Source organism: Providencia sp. R33, assembly GCF_019343475.1.
GTDB lineage: Bacteria > Pseudomonadota > Gammaproteobacteria > Enterobacterales > Enterobacteriaceae > Providencia.
Map to the genome: position 1 here is coordinate 1,908,912 of NZ_CP072453.1, position 15,711 is coordinate 1,924,622.

The 15,711-nt window shown below is 39.1% G+C and carries 16 protein-coding genes; 9 read left to right on the forward strand and 7 right to left on the reverse strand.

Features of this window, described 5'->3' with window-relative positions; translation table 11 throughout:
• Positions 1-76: 76 nt before the first annotated feature.
• From tyrS to anmK, 3 genes are all read right to left on the reverse strand, one after another.
• Positions 77-1,351: a tyrosine--tRNA ligase gene (gene tyrS, locus J6836_RS08990; RefSeq protein WP_219248653.1), complete on the reverse strand. Its 1,275-nt coding sequence runs from the start codon at positions 1,349-1,351 to the stop codon at positions 77-79.
• Between the two features lie 162 nt (positions 1,352-1,513).
• Positions 1,514-2,167: a pyridoxamine 5'-phosphate oxidase gene (pdxH, locus tag J6836_RS08995; protein ID WP_219248655.1), complete on the reverse strand. Its 654-nt coding sequence runs from the start codon at positions 2,165-2,167 to the stop codon at positions 1,514-1,516.
• A 19-nt stretch (positions 2,168-2,186) separates the two neighbouring features.
• The gene (gene anmK / locus J6836_RS09000; protein ID WP_219249458.1) at positions 2,187-3,308 is read right to left on the reverse strand and encodes an anhydro-N-acetylmuramic acid kinase; all 1,122 of its coding nucleotides are present in this window, start codon (positions 3,306-3,308) and stop codon (positions 2,187-2,189) included.
• 528 nt (positions 3,309-3,836) lie between these two features.
• On the opposite strand from anmK, the gene J6836_RS09005 reads away from it, so the two are divergent.
• Complete coding sequence (locus tag J6836_RS09005) at positions 3,837-4,304, forward strand: glycine zipper 2TM domain-containing protein (RefSeq protein WP_219248657.1); 468 nt, start codon at positions 3,837-3,839, stop codon at positions 4,302-4,304.
• Positions 4,305-4,801: 497 nt separating this feature from the next.
• Here J6836_RS09005 and slyA read toward each other — a convergent pair whose 3' ends face one another.
• Together slyA and J6836_RS09015 are read right to left on the reverse strand one after the other, a co-directional pair.
• Positions 4,802-5,236, reverse strand: coding sequence for a transcriptional regulator SlyA (gene slyA, locus J6836_RS09010; RefSeq protein WP_219248658.1), 435 nt, complete (start codon positions 5,234-5,236; stop codon positions 4,802-4,804).
• Between the two features lie 532 nt (positions 5,237-5,768).
• Positions 5,769-6,008, reverse strand: a complete 240-nt coding sequence (locus J6836_RS09015) for a DUF1289 domain-containing protein (protein WP_219248659.1) — start codon at positions 6,006-6,008, stop codon at positions 5,769-5,771.
• A 174-nt stretch (positions 6,009-6,182) separates the two neighbouring features.
• Here J6836_RS09015 and gloA point away from each other — a divergent pair, with 174 nt between their 5' ends.
• On the forward strand, positions 6,183-6,590 hold the full coding sequence (gene gloA, locus J6836_RS09020) for a lactoylglutathione lyase (RefSeq protein WP_206084048.1): 408 nt from the start codon (positions 6,183-6,185) through the stop codon (positions 6,588-6,590).
• 126 nt (positions 6,591-6,716) lie between these two features.
• The gene (gene rnt / locus J6836_RS09025) at positions 6,717-7,361 is read left to right on the forward strand and encodes a ribonuclease T (RefSeq protein WP_219248661.1); all 645 of its coding nucleotides are present in this window, start codon (positions 6,717-6,719) and stop codon (positions 7,359-7,361) included.
• 99 nt (positions 7,362-7,460) lie between these two features.
• On the opposite strand, the gene J6836_RS09030 is transcribed toward rnt, so the two are convergent.
• On the reverse strand, positions 7,461-7,805 hold the full coding sequence (locus tag J6836_RS09030) for a Grx4 family monothiol glutaredoxin (RefSeq protein WP_206084046.1): 345 nt from the start codon (positions 7,803-7,805) through the stop codon (positions 7,461-7,463).
• A gap of 1,124 nt (positions 7,806-8,929) precedes the next feature.
• Between J6836_RS09030 and J6836_RS09035 the strand changes: the two genes are divergently transcribed.
• From J6836_RS09035 to purR, 3 genes are all read left to right on the forward strand, one after another.
• Positions 8,930-9,709 (forward strand): nucleotidyltransferase domain-containing protein, encoded by a 780-nt coding sequence (locus tag J6836_RS09035; protein ID WP_219248663.1) that lies wholly within the window; start codon positions 8,930-8,932, stop codon positions 9,707-9,709.
• A gap of 263 nt (positions 9,710-9,972) precedes the next feature.
• Positions 9,973-10,551 (forward strand): superoxide dismutase [Fe], encoded by a 579-nt coding sequence (sodB, locus tag J6836_RS09040; protein ID WP_219248665.1) that lies wholly within the window; start codon positions 9,973-9,975, stop codon positions 10,549-10,551.
• A gap of 429 nt (positions 10,552-10,980) precedes the next feature.
• Entirely contained in the window at positions 10,981-12,006 is a 1,026-nt protein-coding gene (gene purR / locus J6836_RS09045; protein ID WP_219248667.1) for an HTH-type transcriptional repressor PurR, read from the forward strand.
• Positions 12,007-12,012: 6 nt separating this feature from the next.
• On the opposite strand, the gene punR is transcribed toward purR, so the two are convergent.
• Positions 12,013-12,918: a DNA-binding transcriptional activator PunR gene (gene punR, locus J6836_RS09050; RefSeq protein WP_219248668.1), complete on the reverse strand. Its 906-nt coding sequence runs from the start codon at positions 12,916-12,918 to the stop codon at positions 12,013-12,015.
• A gap of 123 nt (positions 12,919-13,041) precedes the next feature.
• Between punR and punC the strand changes: the two genes are divergently transcribed.
• The 3 genes from punC to J6836_RS09065 all read left to right on the forward strand — a co-directional run bounded on the left by punC (position 13,042) and on the right by J6836_RS09065 (position 15,634).
• Complete coding sequence (gene punC / locus J6836_RS09055; RefSeq protein WP_219248671.1) at positions 13,042-14,262, forward strand: purine nucleoside transporter PunC; 1,221 nt, start codon at positions 13,042-13,044, stop codon at positions 14,260-14,262.
• A gap of 316 nt (positions 14,263-14,578) precedes the next feature.
• Positions 14,579-15,337 (forward strand): helix-turn-helix transcriptional regulator, encoded by a 759-nt coding sequence (locus J6836_RS09060; RefSeq protein ID WP_255586364.1) that lies wholly within the window; start codon positions 14,579-14,581, stop codon positions 15,335-15,337.
• Between the two features lie 24 nt (positions 15,338-15,361).
• Positions 15,362-15,634, forward strand: coding sequence for a putative quinol monooxygenase (locus J6836_RS09065; protein WP_219248672.1), 273 nt, complete (start codon positions 15,362-15,364; stop codon positions 15,632-15,634).
• Positions 15,635-15,711 lie beyond the last annotated feature (77 nt).

Genomic DNA, 15,711 nt, shown 5'->3' on the forward strand with positions numbered 1-15,711 from the left:
ACACCCATCCAACTTGAATTATCGCGAGTATAGCCCGGAAATGCTTCCGGGCTGATATTACAAAGGTTAGTCAGAGCTATTTCCAATTAATTAAGCAGTCGTTTTTCTTACCGCGACGGATCAAGGTATAACGACCAAACAAGCGATCTGCCTCTGTAAAGACATACATAGGCTCAGTTTGTTTTTGGCCATTGATAGAAACAGCATTAGAACTGATGGCTGTTCTTGCTTGCCCACGTGATGGCGTTAATTCCGAATCAACTAATGCTTGTTGCAGGTCAGCGCCATCTTCTAAAGTGATGCATGGCATGCCATCTTGCGCTAATTGTTCAAGATCCGCTTCGGTTAAGTCAGAAACTGCACCAGAGAATAAACTTTCAGTAATACGTTTAGCTGCCGCTAAGCCTGCTTCGCCGTGTACTAATTTAGTCACTTGCTCTGCTAAAACGTATTGTGCACGTGGTGCTTTACCGCTGTTTTTATCTTCTTCTTCCAGTGCATTAATTTCGTCGAGTTCCATGAAGGTGAAGAATTTTAGGAAGCGATAAACGTCTGCATCCGCAGTATTAATCCAGAATTGGTAGAATTTGTATTGGCTGGTCTTCTTCGGATCTAACCAAACTGCACCACCTTCCGTTTTACCGAATTTAGTGCCATCCGCTTTAGTGATCAGTGGAACGGTCATACCAAACACTTGGTTTTGATAAAGGCGACGCGTTAAATCGATGCCTGAGGTAATGTTACCCCATTGGTCAGAACCACCAATTTGTAACTCTACACCCATCTCATGGTTCATATTTGCAAAGTCATAACCTTGTAACAGGTTATACGCAAATTCAGTAAAGGAGATACCAACGTCATCACGATTAAGGCGTTGCTTAACGGACTCACGGTTAATCATTTGGTTAACAGAGAAATGTTTACCAATATCACGTAAGAAAGTCAGTACATCCATTTTGCCAAACCAATCATAGTTATTAGCAAGACGCGCACTGTTATCACCACAATCAAAACTTAAAAATGGTGAAACTTGATTACGGATTTTTTCTACCCACTCTTGAACGGTTTCTGCGGTATTTAATTTACGTTCAGTAGCTTTAAAGCTCGGATCACCAATAAGGCCCGTTGCGCCACCTACCAACGCCACAGGCTTATGCCCGGCTAGTTGGAATCGTTTTAAACACAGCAAGGGAACCAGATGTCCCAAGTGCAAGCTATCAGCGGTAGGATCGAAGCCACAATAGAGAGAGATAGGGCCCTGCGCCAGTCTCTCTGCTAACGCATCCTCATCCGTTACCTGGGCAACGAGGCCCCGCTCTTGCAATTGTTTAATCAGGTTATTGCTAGACATCAATGACTCCATCAGTTGTATTTTGTCTATCTATTTTAGTTTGAATGTCCAACGAGTTTTTGATAAGTATCGCAATACTCGCCAGTATAATTTGTCAATGTTCTTAAACGTGTCTATAGCATAAAGCGCATATCAATTAAGTGCCAGCTAAAAAACATGATCCTAAGGGGCTAATCTATCAATTTTCCAGCCATCCCCTTCCCGTTGGTATAAAAAACGGTCATGCAGACGGTGAGTGCCACCTTGCCAAAATTCGACACTATCAAATACCACACGAAAGCCCCCCCAAAAACTAGGTAAAGGTACTTCTCCATTTTTAAATTTTTGTTTTAACTCTAAAAATTTACCTTCTAAAATTCCTCTAGCCGAAATTTTAGAAGATTGGGCTGAAGCCCATGCAGCAATTTGGCTATCTTTAGGCCGGCTGTGGAAATATTTCACCACTTCAATCGGGTTTAAACGCTCAGCAACGCCCGTAAAATTCACTTGGCGTTCAAGTGGATACCACGGAAAGTGTAAGCTTATTTTATTATTTTTTTCAAGGTGTTGTGCTTTACGACTACCCATGTTGGTATAAAATACCAAGCCTTTATCATCAAAATGTTTTAACAGTACAATACGCTGATATGGTTGCCCAGTTTCATCCACGGTCGCCACTGACATCGCTGTCGGGTCACTTAATCCTGCCTCACACGCCTGCTTCATCCATAATTCAAAAAGGGTTAATGGATTAGGCGTTAGGTCATTACGTCTAAGCCCGCCTTTTGTGTACTCACGACGGACAGAGGTGAGATCAACTTCATTTATCTCATTCATTTGATATCCTTCAGTTCGGTTATTTCTTATCACTGTTTTTAGGGTACACTGCGCCTAAAACAGTTTCCCTTGTCGCCCCAGTCACGGAAGCAAGATTACCTGATAGCCCTGCAACTGTACGCGCAGCTAACCAAGCAAATGCCAATGCTTCCATATCATCACCACTAAGACCAAATTTATCACTTGGTGCAACCTCAATACCTGGTAACAGAGCTGACAACCGCTGCATTAAAAAAGTGTTTTTTGCGCCACCCCCACAAACAATGAGTCGCTCACTTCCACCGCATAATAAAACTTGTTCAGCGATAGATGCGGCCGTTAACTCACATAATGTTGCTTGAATATCTTGCGCTGAAATATGAGGGAAATGCGTTAAATGCTGGTCTAACCATTGTGTGTTAAAATATTCACGCCCTGTACTTTTTGGTGATGAACGCTTGAAATAAGGGTCATTCATCATAACTTTGAGCAATGCATTATCGACCTGACCGCTACTTGCCCACTCGCCATCTTGGTCAAAAGCTTTTTGCTGATTACGCCATGTCCAAGTGTCCATCAGCATATTGCCAGGCCCTGTGTCATACCCTTTCACATAAGCACCTGGGAGTAATGCTGTGATGTTTGCTATCCCACCAATGTTTAAAACAATACGTTTTTCAATTGAATGGCCTAAAACGGCTAAGTGGAAGGCTGGTACTAATGGTGCACCTTGACCACCATAAGCCATATCACGACGCCTAAAATCCCCCACTGTCGTAATACCCGTTAAAGCAGCAACGCGGTTATTATCACCAAGTTGTATCGTAAATGGTTGCTCTCCGTCTGGTTCATGCCAAACGGTCTGCCCATGGCAGCCAATAGCTATGATATCTTCAGCTGTTAACCCTGTTTGCACCAATAATTGATTAATCGCGTCCGCATAAAGCGAGCCTAATTCACGATCTATCTTACCAATCTCAGATAATGTTGTTTCTTGACCTTGGCAGATATTTAAAATTCTTTTTTTCAACTCAATCGGAAATGTGACACTCAAACTAGCCTGTTCTGCAACAAATTTGTCACTAATTGCGGCAAGAACAACATCAACCCCATCCAAACTGGTTCCTGACATAACCCCTATGTAACGACCTGACTTAATCATCATTCTTGTTCCTTCAGAGTGCACATTCACTTTCAATTTCAGTTATTAAAGATTGTGCTTTGAAGGAGAATTTTGTCAACAATTCGATGTAATTTCTCGTGCCGCTTCGCAGGAATAATAAATATTTCTTTTCAGGACAAAAATTTCTTTACAACCTAAATAAAAATGGCGTTTTTTAATATATGGATTTAAAATTCTAAATATAATGTTTTACAATAAAATTATCCGCTAAACATGATAAGTGTTTCGATTTTAAACAAACCCATTTGAATGCATTTTAGCTATCCATGTGAAATGACATTCATAAAATGACGATTAGAGAGGCATATTTAACAAAGCGTGCCTTACTCGATGAAATGTTGTTGAATTTGAGATATTTTACCTAGTGTTTACACTCTATTTAAATCAGAATCAGTAATCTAACCATCGCTTTAAATACCATTATTTCGATACTTGTTGTGTATATGGTGGAAACAAATTTACGATGCTATGTTAGTGCTACAAACAGCAAATCTCATAGGAGTTATTATGCTTAAGAAAGTTTTTGTAGGTGTTGTTGCAGTTGCAGCGTTATCAGGCTGTGTCAATACCAGTACACTTTCTGGTGATACTATTTCAGCCAATGACGCGAAACAGGTTCAGACTGTGACCTATGGTACTGTTTTGAACGCTCGTCCTGTGACTATTCAAGCGGGTGAAGATGGTAATGTCATCGGTGCAATTGGTGGTGCAGTTCTGGGTGGCTTATTAGGCAATACTATTGGTGGTGGTACAGGAAATACTCTTGCAACCGCAGCAGGTGCTATCGCAGGTGGTCTTGCTGGACAGCAAGCACAAGGTGCTTTAAATAGAAGCCAAGGTGTTCAATTAGAGATCCGTTTAGACAGCGGTAAAAATATTGTCGTTGTACAAAAACAAGATCCTAGCGCGTTTCGTAATGGCCAACGTGTCATGATTGCAAATAGCGGAAATACCGTTACTGTATCCCCTCGCTAATCTCGTATTAATGATTAAAGCATGTTCACCGACAACAGTGTCGGTGAACATCACTTATGATTTTCCACTCAATAACATTTAGCAATCAATTACATTGCACTTAGAATAATTTTTTATTAATTAACTAATGATGTTTACGTTAACGTTTAAACCTTTGCCTATAAACTAAAAATACTGACTTATTTATTCTACGCAGTAGTGATACATGTTACCATTATCATAAAACATATTATTCATTCTAATTAATGCATTATCTATTAAGCTAGTTAGCTATGTATTCCGTCATAAATAGGGTTAATCCTGTTTTCTATTCACAATAGCTATAACACATTAGAGCGATTTCATTAAAACACCATCACCATAGCCTTCAATTACAGGGGAACCAAAGTTATATGGATTTTATATGTTTTTCATTTAAATCATTTAAAACCAAACGTGCTAATAACAACCTACTTAAATTGTCATTGCTTTATTTATTGTCTTTGAAATTATATAAGTCATGAATCACTTTGTAAGCGAATAATATTTTTTTCAAGTTTTAATAAAAGTTGCGATAACAGGTCAAGTTCCTCTTGGCTAATGTTACTTAAAATTTCAATACGTGTGTTGTTAATCACTTGATCAACTGTTTTAATAAATGGCTCAGATTCCTCGGTTAGTTTGATTCTTTTTGCACGCCTATCATTTGCACAGGTATGTCTCGAAATGAGTTTTTTTTCCTCTAATTGGTCTAATGTTCTGACCAATGAAGGCTGTTCAATACCTATCGCTTTCGCCAATTGAATCTGCGACTGCTCAGGGGGTAACTGACTGATGTTATGTAGTGTAACCCAGTGAGTTTGCGTTAGTTTTAGTGGTTTTAATCGATGGTCAATTAATGCTCTCCACATGCGAACTACACGTGATAGCTCTGTCCCTATTTGTGATTCCAATTTACCCTCCTTTTATATAATTATAATGTCTAAAAAATATACCAGACTCATATTATTTTTTAAATTATATATTAATTTCCTTTTATGTTTACAACTTTTTATTGACATAAAAGTCAACAAATACCTATTTATAGTGATATTCCCTCTATTGAAAGTGATATGTATCATACTAATAATTATCTATTTTGACTTGAAAATCTGGCTAGAAAAATACTATAGCCTATCAATTTCCTTACGAATAAGAATAACTGGAGTCTTCTTTCGGATCTATCTATTTTAGCCTTTAGCGTAATTATCAAGAGCAATAGAAAATACAATTCAAGATAAATCTTTAAAAAACAAAACAATATAGTTAATCTTGAAAAGATTCAATGTGAAATTCATTTCAATTCAAGCATATTGATATTTAATAAATAAAATTTAATTGAAATGTAAAGTCTGAAATTAGTGAAATTAAAATAATTAGCAATGAATTAATTTTAATTAAATACAAATCATATGATTAAAATCACGCATCCCGCTATTTTATTCATTAAAAAAGCGATTGCTGACTATCCGTAATTTCATCTTGAATTACTTTTTTGTTTATCAATCTCAGATAACGCTGACGGCATAACCGAATGATATTGCGTTTTTCTGCATTGGAAAATTTTAACCAATTGAATCGTTCATCTCGGGTTCGATAACAACCTCGGCAATAGCCTTGTTCATTTGTTTGGCAGATCCCACGACAAGGGCTAGGTATTTCAAAAAACTCGAGTTGCTCAGCCATCGTTCCCCCTTCAAATGCAAAAACTATCATAAAGGTATGATATACTCTTGAAAATTGAGTATTACCACTATTTGACTAAAAAATAAACTGTTATCGCTGTATTTAACAATTTAAGCACGTTATATTAATAGGTAAATCGATTCAGGATTATTGAGTAAATTTTAAGAGGTTTATATGCGCTTACTTCATACCATGTTACGTGTTACTGATATGCAACGTTCAATTGATTTTTATACCAAAGTATTAGGAATGCGTTTACTGAGAACAAGTGAAAATACTGAGTATAAATATTCTTTAGCTTTCGTTGGTTATAGTGATGAAAGTGAAGGTGCTGTCATTGAGCTAACCTACAATTGGGGCGTAGATAGCTATGATATGGGGAATGCATACGGCCATATTGCTCTAGGTGTTGATGATGTTGCTAAAACTTGTGATGACATCCGCCATGCTGGTGGTAATGTCACTCGCGAAGCAGGTCCCGTGAAAGGAGGCTCAACAATCATTGCTTTCGTTGAAGACCCTGATGGCTATAAAATCGAATTGATCGAAAACAAAAGTGCTAGTAAAGGTTTAGGTCATTAATTAGGTATATCATTTAAAGTTTAAGCTACCTAATGGTTGCTTAAACTTTCTTCTTAGCTTATCTGCCAATTTTTCTTATTTAGGCATAATATAAGCCAATCAGAAACTTAATAATCGAAAGTCCTAATGTCTGAAAAAAACAATCCGAATGCCCTAGTAAACCGTTTCAGGGGATACTACCCTGTTGTTATTGATGTTGAAACAGGCGGGTTCAACGCAAAAACTGATGCCCTGCTTGAAATTGCAGCGATTACACTAAAAATGGACAAAGATGGCTGGCTTTCTATGGATGAAACGCTGCATTTTCATGTAGAGCCATTTAAAGGGGCTAATTTAGAACCATCAGCACTTGCTTTTACAGGAATTGACCCAACAAATCCATTACGAGGAGCAGTCAGTGAATATGAGGCTCTCCACGCGATATTTAAGGTCATTCGCAAAGGCATGAAGAATACCGATTGCAACCGCGCGATAATCGTTGCACATAACGCAAATTTTGATCACAGCTTTGTCATGAATGCCGCCGAACGTGCAGGATTAAAACGCAATCCATTCCACCCTTTTGCTACTTTTGATACCGCGGCATTAAGTGGCTTAGTGTTTGGTCAAACAATCCTTGCAAAAGCCTGTGTCAGTGCAGGGATCCCGTTCGATGGTAAACAAGCCCATGGTGCACTGTATGATACTAACCGTACCGCACTTTTATTTTGCGAAATCGTGAATAAATTCAAAAAGCTTGGCGGCTGGCCAATTATTGAAGACGAAAAGTAAAAAAGTGAGCAGAAAACAAAAACCGCAGTAGATAAATAGCACTTCACCTTTATCTACTGCGGTTTTTTATTACGCACACTTACTGGTTATTATGAGTAATTATGCGTTAGCGTCATCTTCTGGGCGGTATTTATCTGCTGTTTCTTTGATTAATGATTGCAGCTCGCCGCGTTGGAACATTTCCATAATGATATCGCAACCACCAACGAGTTCACCATCTACCCATAACTGTGGGAAAGTTGGCCAGTTTGCATATTTTGGCAATTCAGCACGAATATCTGGGTTTTGTAAGATATCGACATAAGCAAAGCGCTCACCACATGAAGATAGGGCTTGAACCGCTTGAGCAGAAAAACCGCAGCTCGGAAGTTTTGGTGAGCCTTTCATGTATAATAAAATTGGGTTTTCTTTAATTTGGCGCTCAATTCTTTCAATTGTTGTCATTTTTACTTCCTTAACATTAAACATGATTAGTATATTTTTATTTATCAACTAGATAGTTGATTTTTAGCCCTAAAATATACTACGCAATACGATATTTCGTTTTAAATATGTCAACGGCTATTTGTATGAAAAAAGAGGGGGTAATCCCCCTCCTTTGATTTGCTACTATTGTGACTTATTTATGATTCAAGTCAAATAAATCTATGCCTTGTTTTTCGCCAACCGCGGCTTCTAGCCCATTCTTAATTTTCTTCATACACCTCTACATGCTCTATTATCTGATCAGCTAATACCAGCCCCAAATATCATAACCTTTGTTATCAAAAGAAACGATTAACTTGGATAACGAGAGAAAATTCGCCATTGACGAGATACTACAAGCTTGTGCAACGACAAAACCAACCATATCCCTCACTAAATCTACAACTGGTTTTCTTGTCAAAGATGGAAGTGATCGCTATATAGCCTCCACTTAGGAGCACCATTCCGCCCCTCTATCGAGCGGAGGTGTGTCGCATAACCCGCAAAAAACAAGATCAACATAAATATTTGAGATATGTCTTGATCCAAAAACAACAAAAAATGTTTATATAGGTATTGCTCATATTTGATGTCGGATCATGACACGGCAACCAAATAAAACTGAGATAAAAATAAAAAATACGCACACATATGCCCTGAGAGCACATCAGCAAAAACAGTATAAATACTCATCATGCTTGCACTACTCTCTAATAAGGATAAACTTATCTTTTTTTAAAATACAAACCTTATGCATATCACCCCCATTACAACCTTACTCATACTCATTTCATTCTTTATTTTCATTGTATTTTTTATTATTAAAAATCGGCAACAACCAGACATCACTCCCCTTTTTCTCAAGGCTTTTATCTACTTACTTACCGCTATCATATTCATAAATTTGATTTTTTTAATTCGAACCTTCATTGGCTGGAACTAACGCCAACTATCCGTTACAAAATCCCATACTCTTCCTTATTGTTCCTATGCATTCTCTTTATATAAAATCTGCACGCATTCTACTTAATACAATCTTAATCAATAAATGTCTTGATTAACGTATTCTGTAAGGCTTTTTAAAATTTAGGAGCCTATGAAACATGTTGCCCCCTTCTCACCACTCGTTTATCAATCACTTAATATCGATTATCCGCCATGATATTAGAGCCGATGCGCTGCTTGGCGGCGGTTCACTTGTCCATGGTGGGTTCGATGAATACTCAGATTTAGATTTTATCATCGTCATTAAAGATGAATACTACGATGAGATTCAATCTGATAAGCAAAAATTTGCAAAAAATATCGGCACACTGCTTAATGCCTTCACAGGGCACCATGTAGGGGAGCCTAGGTTACTAATCTGTTTATATGGCCCGCCACTTTTACATGTGGATTTAAAATTTATCACCTTGGATATGCTTGAGCACCGTGTTGAAAACCCAGTGATATTATTTGCACGTGAAGAAAATGCCATCAATGCAAAAATAGCCTCATCACAACCCCATTGGCCTGAAAAATCACCAGATTGGTTTGAAGAAAGAGCATGGATTTGGCTTCATTATGCAACCGTTAAATTAGCACGTGGTGAGCTCTATGAAGCGATTGGCATGATTTCTTTTTTTCGCGAGCAAATCCTGGGACCAATGTTATATCGTTGCGCGGGAATGCCCCAACGAGAAGTTAGGCGCATTGAACAACTTGGCCTAGATCCAGAGAAATTATTAGCAAGTACGCTTGCTAGCCACAACCGAGGCTCAGTCAAGTCTTCCATAAAAAATGCGATTACAGCTTATGTCACGCTGAGAACGGATTTACCGCCAAGCCCAAACGCTGTACTTTCAGAGACTCTTCTTCGTGAAATGCTCGATGCGCTTGAATAGTCATCGAAGGCCGCTTTTGGCATCGAAAAATACCTAGCGACGTTATCTCTTAGTAAAATATTACTCAAATATTTGGTTGTTAACATGCTATTAACGCGATTACATTTGCCCTTTATCGGACTAATCGTGTTACTATTAACATATTAAGAATCATACAGGCCATTTGGCATAAAACTGTAGATAAACAACAAAACACTATATTTCGCTCACTTTACGAGCAAACACCCATATGTTTTGATATAAAAGCAATCAAGGAGTACGTCATGTCATTTGAACTTCCCGCTCTACCGTATGCTAAAGATGCTTTAGAACCTTATATTTCAGCTGAAACTTTAGAATATCACTATGGTAAACACCACAATACCTACGTTGTTAACTTAAACAATTTAATCAAAGGCACTAACTTTGAAGGTAAGTCTTTAGAAGAAATCATCAAAACGTCTGAAGCGGGTGTATTTAACAATGCAGCTCAGGTTTGGAACCATACTTTCTATTGGAATTGCTTAGCGCCAAATGCAGGCGGTCAGCCAACAGGTAAAGTTGCTGACGCTATCAATAAAGCATTTGGTTCTTTCGCTGAGTTTAAAGCGCAATTTACGGATGCAGCAACCAAAAATTTTGGCGCAGGCTGGACTTGGTTAGTTAAGAAAGCAGATGGTAGCTTAGCTATCGTTAATACCTCTAACGCAGCAACACCTATTTCAGGTGACGACAAACCTGTATTAACGGTTGATATTTGGGAACACGCTTACTACATCGATTACCGTAATGCTCGCCCTAAATACTTAGAAAATTTCTGGGCGCTGGTTAACTGGAAATTCGTGGAAGAAAACTTAGCTTAATTTAATATGTTTTCTCAATAGAATAAGGGCGAGTTATTACTCGCCCTTATTTATTCACCCAATGAAGATGAAACACAACTAGAATAAATGTACAGCAATGAAAATAATCATCGCTAATGAACCCACTGCTGCTAGTATTCCATATTTAACATCTGTATCCATGAGTTCCTCTCATCCTAACAAAATTGAATTAACTATAACCACACAAACATTAAGGTTAATGAGTATACACATCCAAAAAAGCAAAACCAGTGTCTATATCACATGTTATAACATCAATTATTTCTTTCGTTTTTGCGCTAGATCAGACAAAATCGACAACAAATCGCTAAATTATTGCCAGCAAAGGATCTATGCATCAATATGCAGGTAATTTTTTAACTAGAATTCTTAGAGAGACCTATAGTTGGTCAGGAGTTTTATTCCCCCATGGCAACGATTAAAGATGTGGCGAAACGCGCTGGCGTCTCTACCACTACCGTATCCCATGTTATTAATAAAACGCGCTTTGTGGCAGATGATACCAAAGCGGCAGTTTGGGCTGCGATAAAAGCGCTCAATTATTCACCTAGTGCGGTTGCCCGTAGTTTAAAAGTGAATCACACCAAATCGATTGGTTTGTTAGCAACATCAAGCGAGGCCCCTTACTTTGCAGAAGTTATTGAGTCCGTTGAAAATAGCTGCTACGAAAAAGGTTATACACTGATCCTCTGTAACTCTCACAATAACTTAGGTAAACAAAAAGCCTACTTACAGATGTTGGCGCAAAAACGTGTCGATGGCTTACTGGTTATGTGTTCCGAATACCCAGAGACCCTTATCGGAATGCTGGAAGATTATCGTAATATCCCAATGGTTGTGATGGATTGGGGAACTTCCCGCGGGGATTTCACCGATAGCATTATCGATAATTCATTCCATGGAGGCTATCTCGCAGGGCGTTATCTCATTGACCGCGGTCACCGTGACATTGGTGTGATCCCAGGTTCCCTTGAACGAAATACAGGGATTGGCCGTCTGACTGGCTTCCAAAAAGCCATGGAAGAAGCCAAAGTGACCCTAAAAGATGAGTGGATTGTTCAAGGGGATTTTGAGCCTGAATCAGGCTATAAAGCGATGATGCAGATTTTAAGCCATAAACAGCGCCCTACTGCTGTTTTCTGTGGTGGTGATATCATGGCAATGGGCGCTATCTGTGCGGCAGATGAAATGGGTCTACGCGTCCCACAAGACATTTCAATCATTGGTTACGATAATGTGCGCAATGCGCGCTATTTTACCCCTGCATTGACAACAATCCATCAGCCTAAAGAGCGTTTAGGCCAAATGGCTTTCGCTATGTTACTAGACCGTATTGTGAATAAGCGCGAAGACGCTCAAACTATCGAAGTTCACCCTCGCCTTGTTGAGCGCCGTTCTGTTGCTGATGGGCCATTTATCGACTACCGTCGATAATCGATACTATGTTGATAACCATTCCGCGTTGAGAGTTTCATTATCGCCAAGATAATCTAATAACCAACTCAACGCTGGAGAAGTATTTTTCTCTACCCACGTTAAACAACATGGGCTAGGTGGAAATGGCTGTGCTAGCGTCAATTCCACCAATTTGCCTTCCGTGCATAACGGTGCTGCACGATGCTCAGGTACCATCCCTACACACAACCCATTAGCCAAACACGCTAAACCATTTTCCCAATAGGGAACCACTAAACGTCGTTGGTTATCCAGTGCCCAAGTATCGCGCTTAGGTAAGCTACGAGACGTATCTTCTAAGCACAAACTTGGATATTGGCGCATTTCATCATCTGTTAGGCTATGCTTTATTTTCGCTAAGGGGTGCTCAGGACTTGCGACACACATCCACGGCATAAACCCCATATCTCGAAAGCTATAACGCTCGCCAATCGGTGATGCCCGTGTCGCACCAATAGCGACATCCACCCGCCCATCAGCTAAAGCATCCCAAACGCCATTAAAAACTTCAGGGTGTATATACAATTCAATATCAGGGAAATGGCGATAAAAATCGAGAATAAGCTGTTCGGTCCGTTGCGGCTTAACGATACAGTCAACCGCAATGCTAAATTGCCCCCGCCAACCATTTGCAGCCTGCTGGCATTGATGGCGAGTTTCTGTCATTTTTTTGATAACAGAACGACTTTCTTTAATAAAAATCAATCCTGCTTCGGTTAAAACGACGTCTCGATGTCGCCGCTCGAACAAAGGGACAGCCAACCATTCTTCAACTTGTTTCACTGTATAGCTAATTGCCGAAGGCACGCGGTGCAACTCATCTGCGGCACCACTGAAACTCCCCGTCCGAGCAACCGCATCAATCACTTCAAGAGCATGAGCAGACCACATAGCATTTCCTTTCAAATATTTTGATAGCAAGATCCAAATATTACCGTTTCACAACACAAAAAAATAGCCTATACAATGGCACTACCGTTAACATTTTTTTAAATATTAGATAAGTAAATCATTATGACGACTGTGAAAAAAAATTCCCCTGGATTTATGCTTTACCTTGCTGGATTAAGCATGTTGGGGTTTTTAGCCATTGATATGTACCTGCCTGCTTTTGGTGCAATGCAGACTTCTTTGCACACAACCGAAGGGGCTATCAGTGCTTCTCTCAGTATCTTTTTAGCGGGCTTTGCGTTTGCTCAGCTACTTTGGGGGCCACTTTCAGATAAACTTGGTCGAAAACCTGTGTTAATTGTCGGCCTTACCATCTTTATTGTGAGCAGCTTAGCGATTTTTTGGGTCACTACAGCGACACAATTATTAACCTTGCGTTTTTTACAAGCCGTTGGTGTGTGCTCCGCCGCCGTTTTGTGGCAAGCCCTTGTTATCGACCGTTATGATGAAGCAAGTACACAAAAAGTTTTCGCATCCATCATGCCATTAGTCGCCCTATCCCCTGCGCTTGCACCATTATTAGGTGCGTGGATACTTGAGCACCAAACTTGGGAAGCTATCTTTTTAATCTTAATGGCTGTCGGTGTGTTATTACTATTACCAACATTTTTCCTCAAGAATGTGTCTGTCAAAAAGCACGAGGATGAAAACCAGCCTCAAGCCAAAATCTCATTTGGTAAATTACTGAGTTCGCCAATCTTCAGTGGCAACGTTTTAGTTTATGCCTCTTGCAGTGCGGGCTTTTTTGCTTGGCTAACTGGCTCCCCCTTTATTCTGCGCAATATGGGCTTTAACCCCGCAGATATTGGATTAAGCTATATCCCTCAAACTCTTGCTTTCATTGTTGGTGGCTATGGTTGCCGTTTTGTTTTAGCCAAAGTACGCGCTGAAACCTTATTTCCACTGCTATTAATTGGTTATGCGGTTAGCATGTCCATCTTATTCATCATGGCTATCTATACCACACCATCATTAACCATGATTTTAATTCCATTTTGCTTTATGGCTGCCATGAATGGGGCTTCGTATCCAATAGCCGTTTCAAAGGCACTTAATACCTTCCCTACCGCAAGTGGTAAAGCAGCAGCCTTACAAAACGCCTTACAACTTGGCTTATGTTTCTTGGCAAGTTTGCTCGTTTCCGCTTTAGCCTTTGACCCACTTCTTGCAACAACGGGTGTGATGGCCTTTACCATTATCCCAATGGCGATTGGTTACTTTATGCAACGCTACGCTATCAAAGATGAAAAATCGTTAAAACCTGTTGATTGCCAAGCAAATTAATTGTTTTAGATTCGTTATACACTGTGCCGCTACTATGCGGCGCAGTTTTTTATTACAGCCAACCAATTCATCAAAGATATCATTCTTAAGCTAACTGTAGACATTGACTGCACTTTTGTCATATTCAGTAATAAGAAGTGTTTGCTTAAAAAAACACTTTAACGCATCATCCATTAATGACCTTTACCTAATTAAAGCGTATTCCACTAAAAATAAGTCATTTTATTTTTTTATCTCCTAAAATTCATACTTTCAATGGTTATTTTTCTTGTTAAAAAACGCTATCATTACCATATCAAATAATGAGTGCTCAAGTATGATGTTGAAACAATATTATCCACCAGATGAATTGAAAGGCTTTGTTAGTTCTATTTTAATTATCAAAGAATTCACTGGTACGATTAAAATTTTTCCGGGAACAGGGGCTGAAATTTGGGTTTCATCGGATCCCTTTTGTATGTCTGCCGACGGCCGCTCCACAACCAATCCATTTCAACTCATCATACCAAGAATCAATACATTTACAGCAAACCCCAACCATGCAAAAACCATGGTATTGCGTATTCGCCATGACGCTTTACGTTTCTTATTACCCCAACGTACATTTAATTATACGGATAGGCCCATTGCCCTTGGTGAAATATGGCAAGATAACTGGTTTGAAGCACTCGCCTGCTCCTCTTTTAAAGAGTTGTTAGATTGCTTTACACAAACTAAAGCGACCAAAAAGCCGCATTTCACGGATGAAATCATCGAATTACTCTATCGTAATCCAACAAAAAAAATCACCGATATAGCTGATGAAACAGGCTTGCATCAGCGTGTCATTCAAAAAGAGTTTTTAAAAGAGTACGGAATCACACCTAAACGCTACCAGATCAATTGCCGCTTAGAACACGTTTTGAAAACCATGGTAATAGATCAAGATACTTATCGCTGGTTTGAAACAGGCTATTATGATCAATCTCATTTCTACCGAGATTTCAAAAGATACTTTACTATGACCCCGTCGGCCTTTTTAAAATCAGATTATTCGCTTTTTTACAATACAAAAACCAAGTACCCATTAAGATAGTTCTTAATACATAAGGAGAACGGAATGAGTATTGTTGTGTATGCCCAAATTACAACTGAAATAACGGATGGGTATTTAACGAGGGAAATCGTTCGTGACTTAGCAAAACTAAGCCGCCGTGAGAAAGGCTGTATTCAATATGATCTTATGGCAAAAGAAAATGGCTATATTGTTTTTGAAGAGTGGGAAAGCACCCATGCTCTCGAAATGCACAAAAATAGCCCACACTTTAGGCGTTTAGTTGAAGCGATTGAACGTGATAAAGCCAGTTTTTCTGTTAATTTTAGTGAAAAATAACCAATCAAAAAAACAAGGTTTTAATCAAATTAGCTGTTTTGGCAGTCTGTGGTGTTATTGACTCGATATTTCTGACA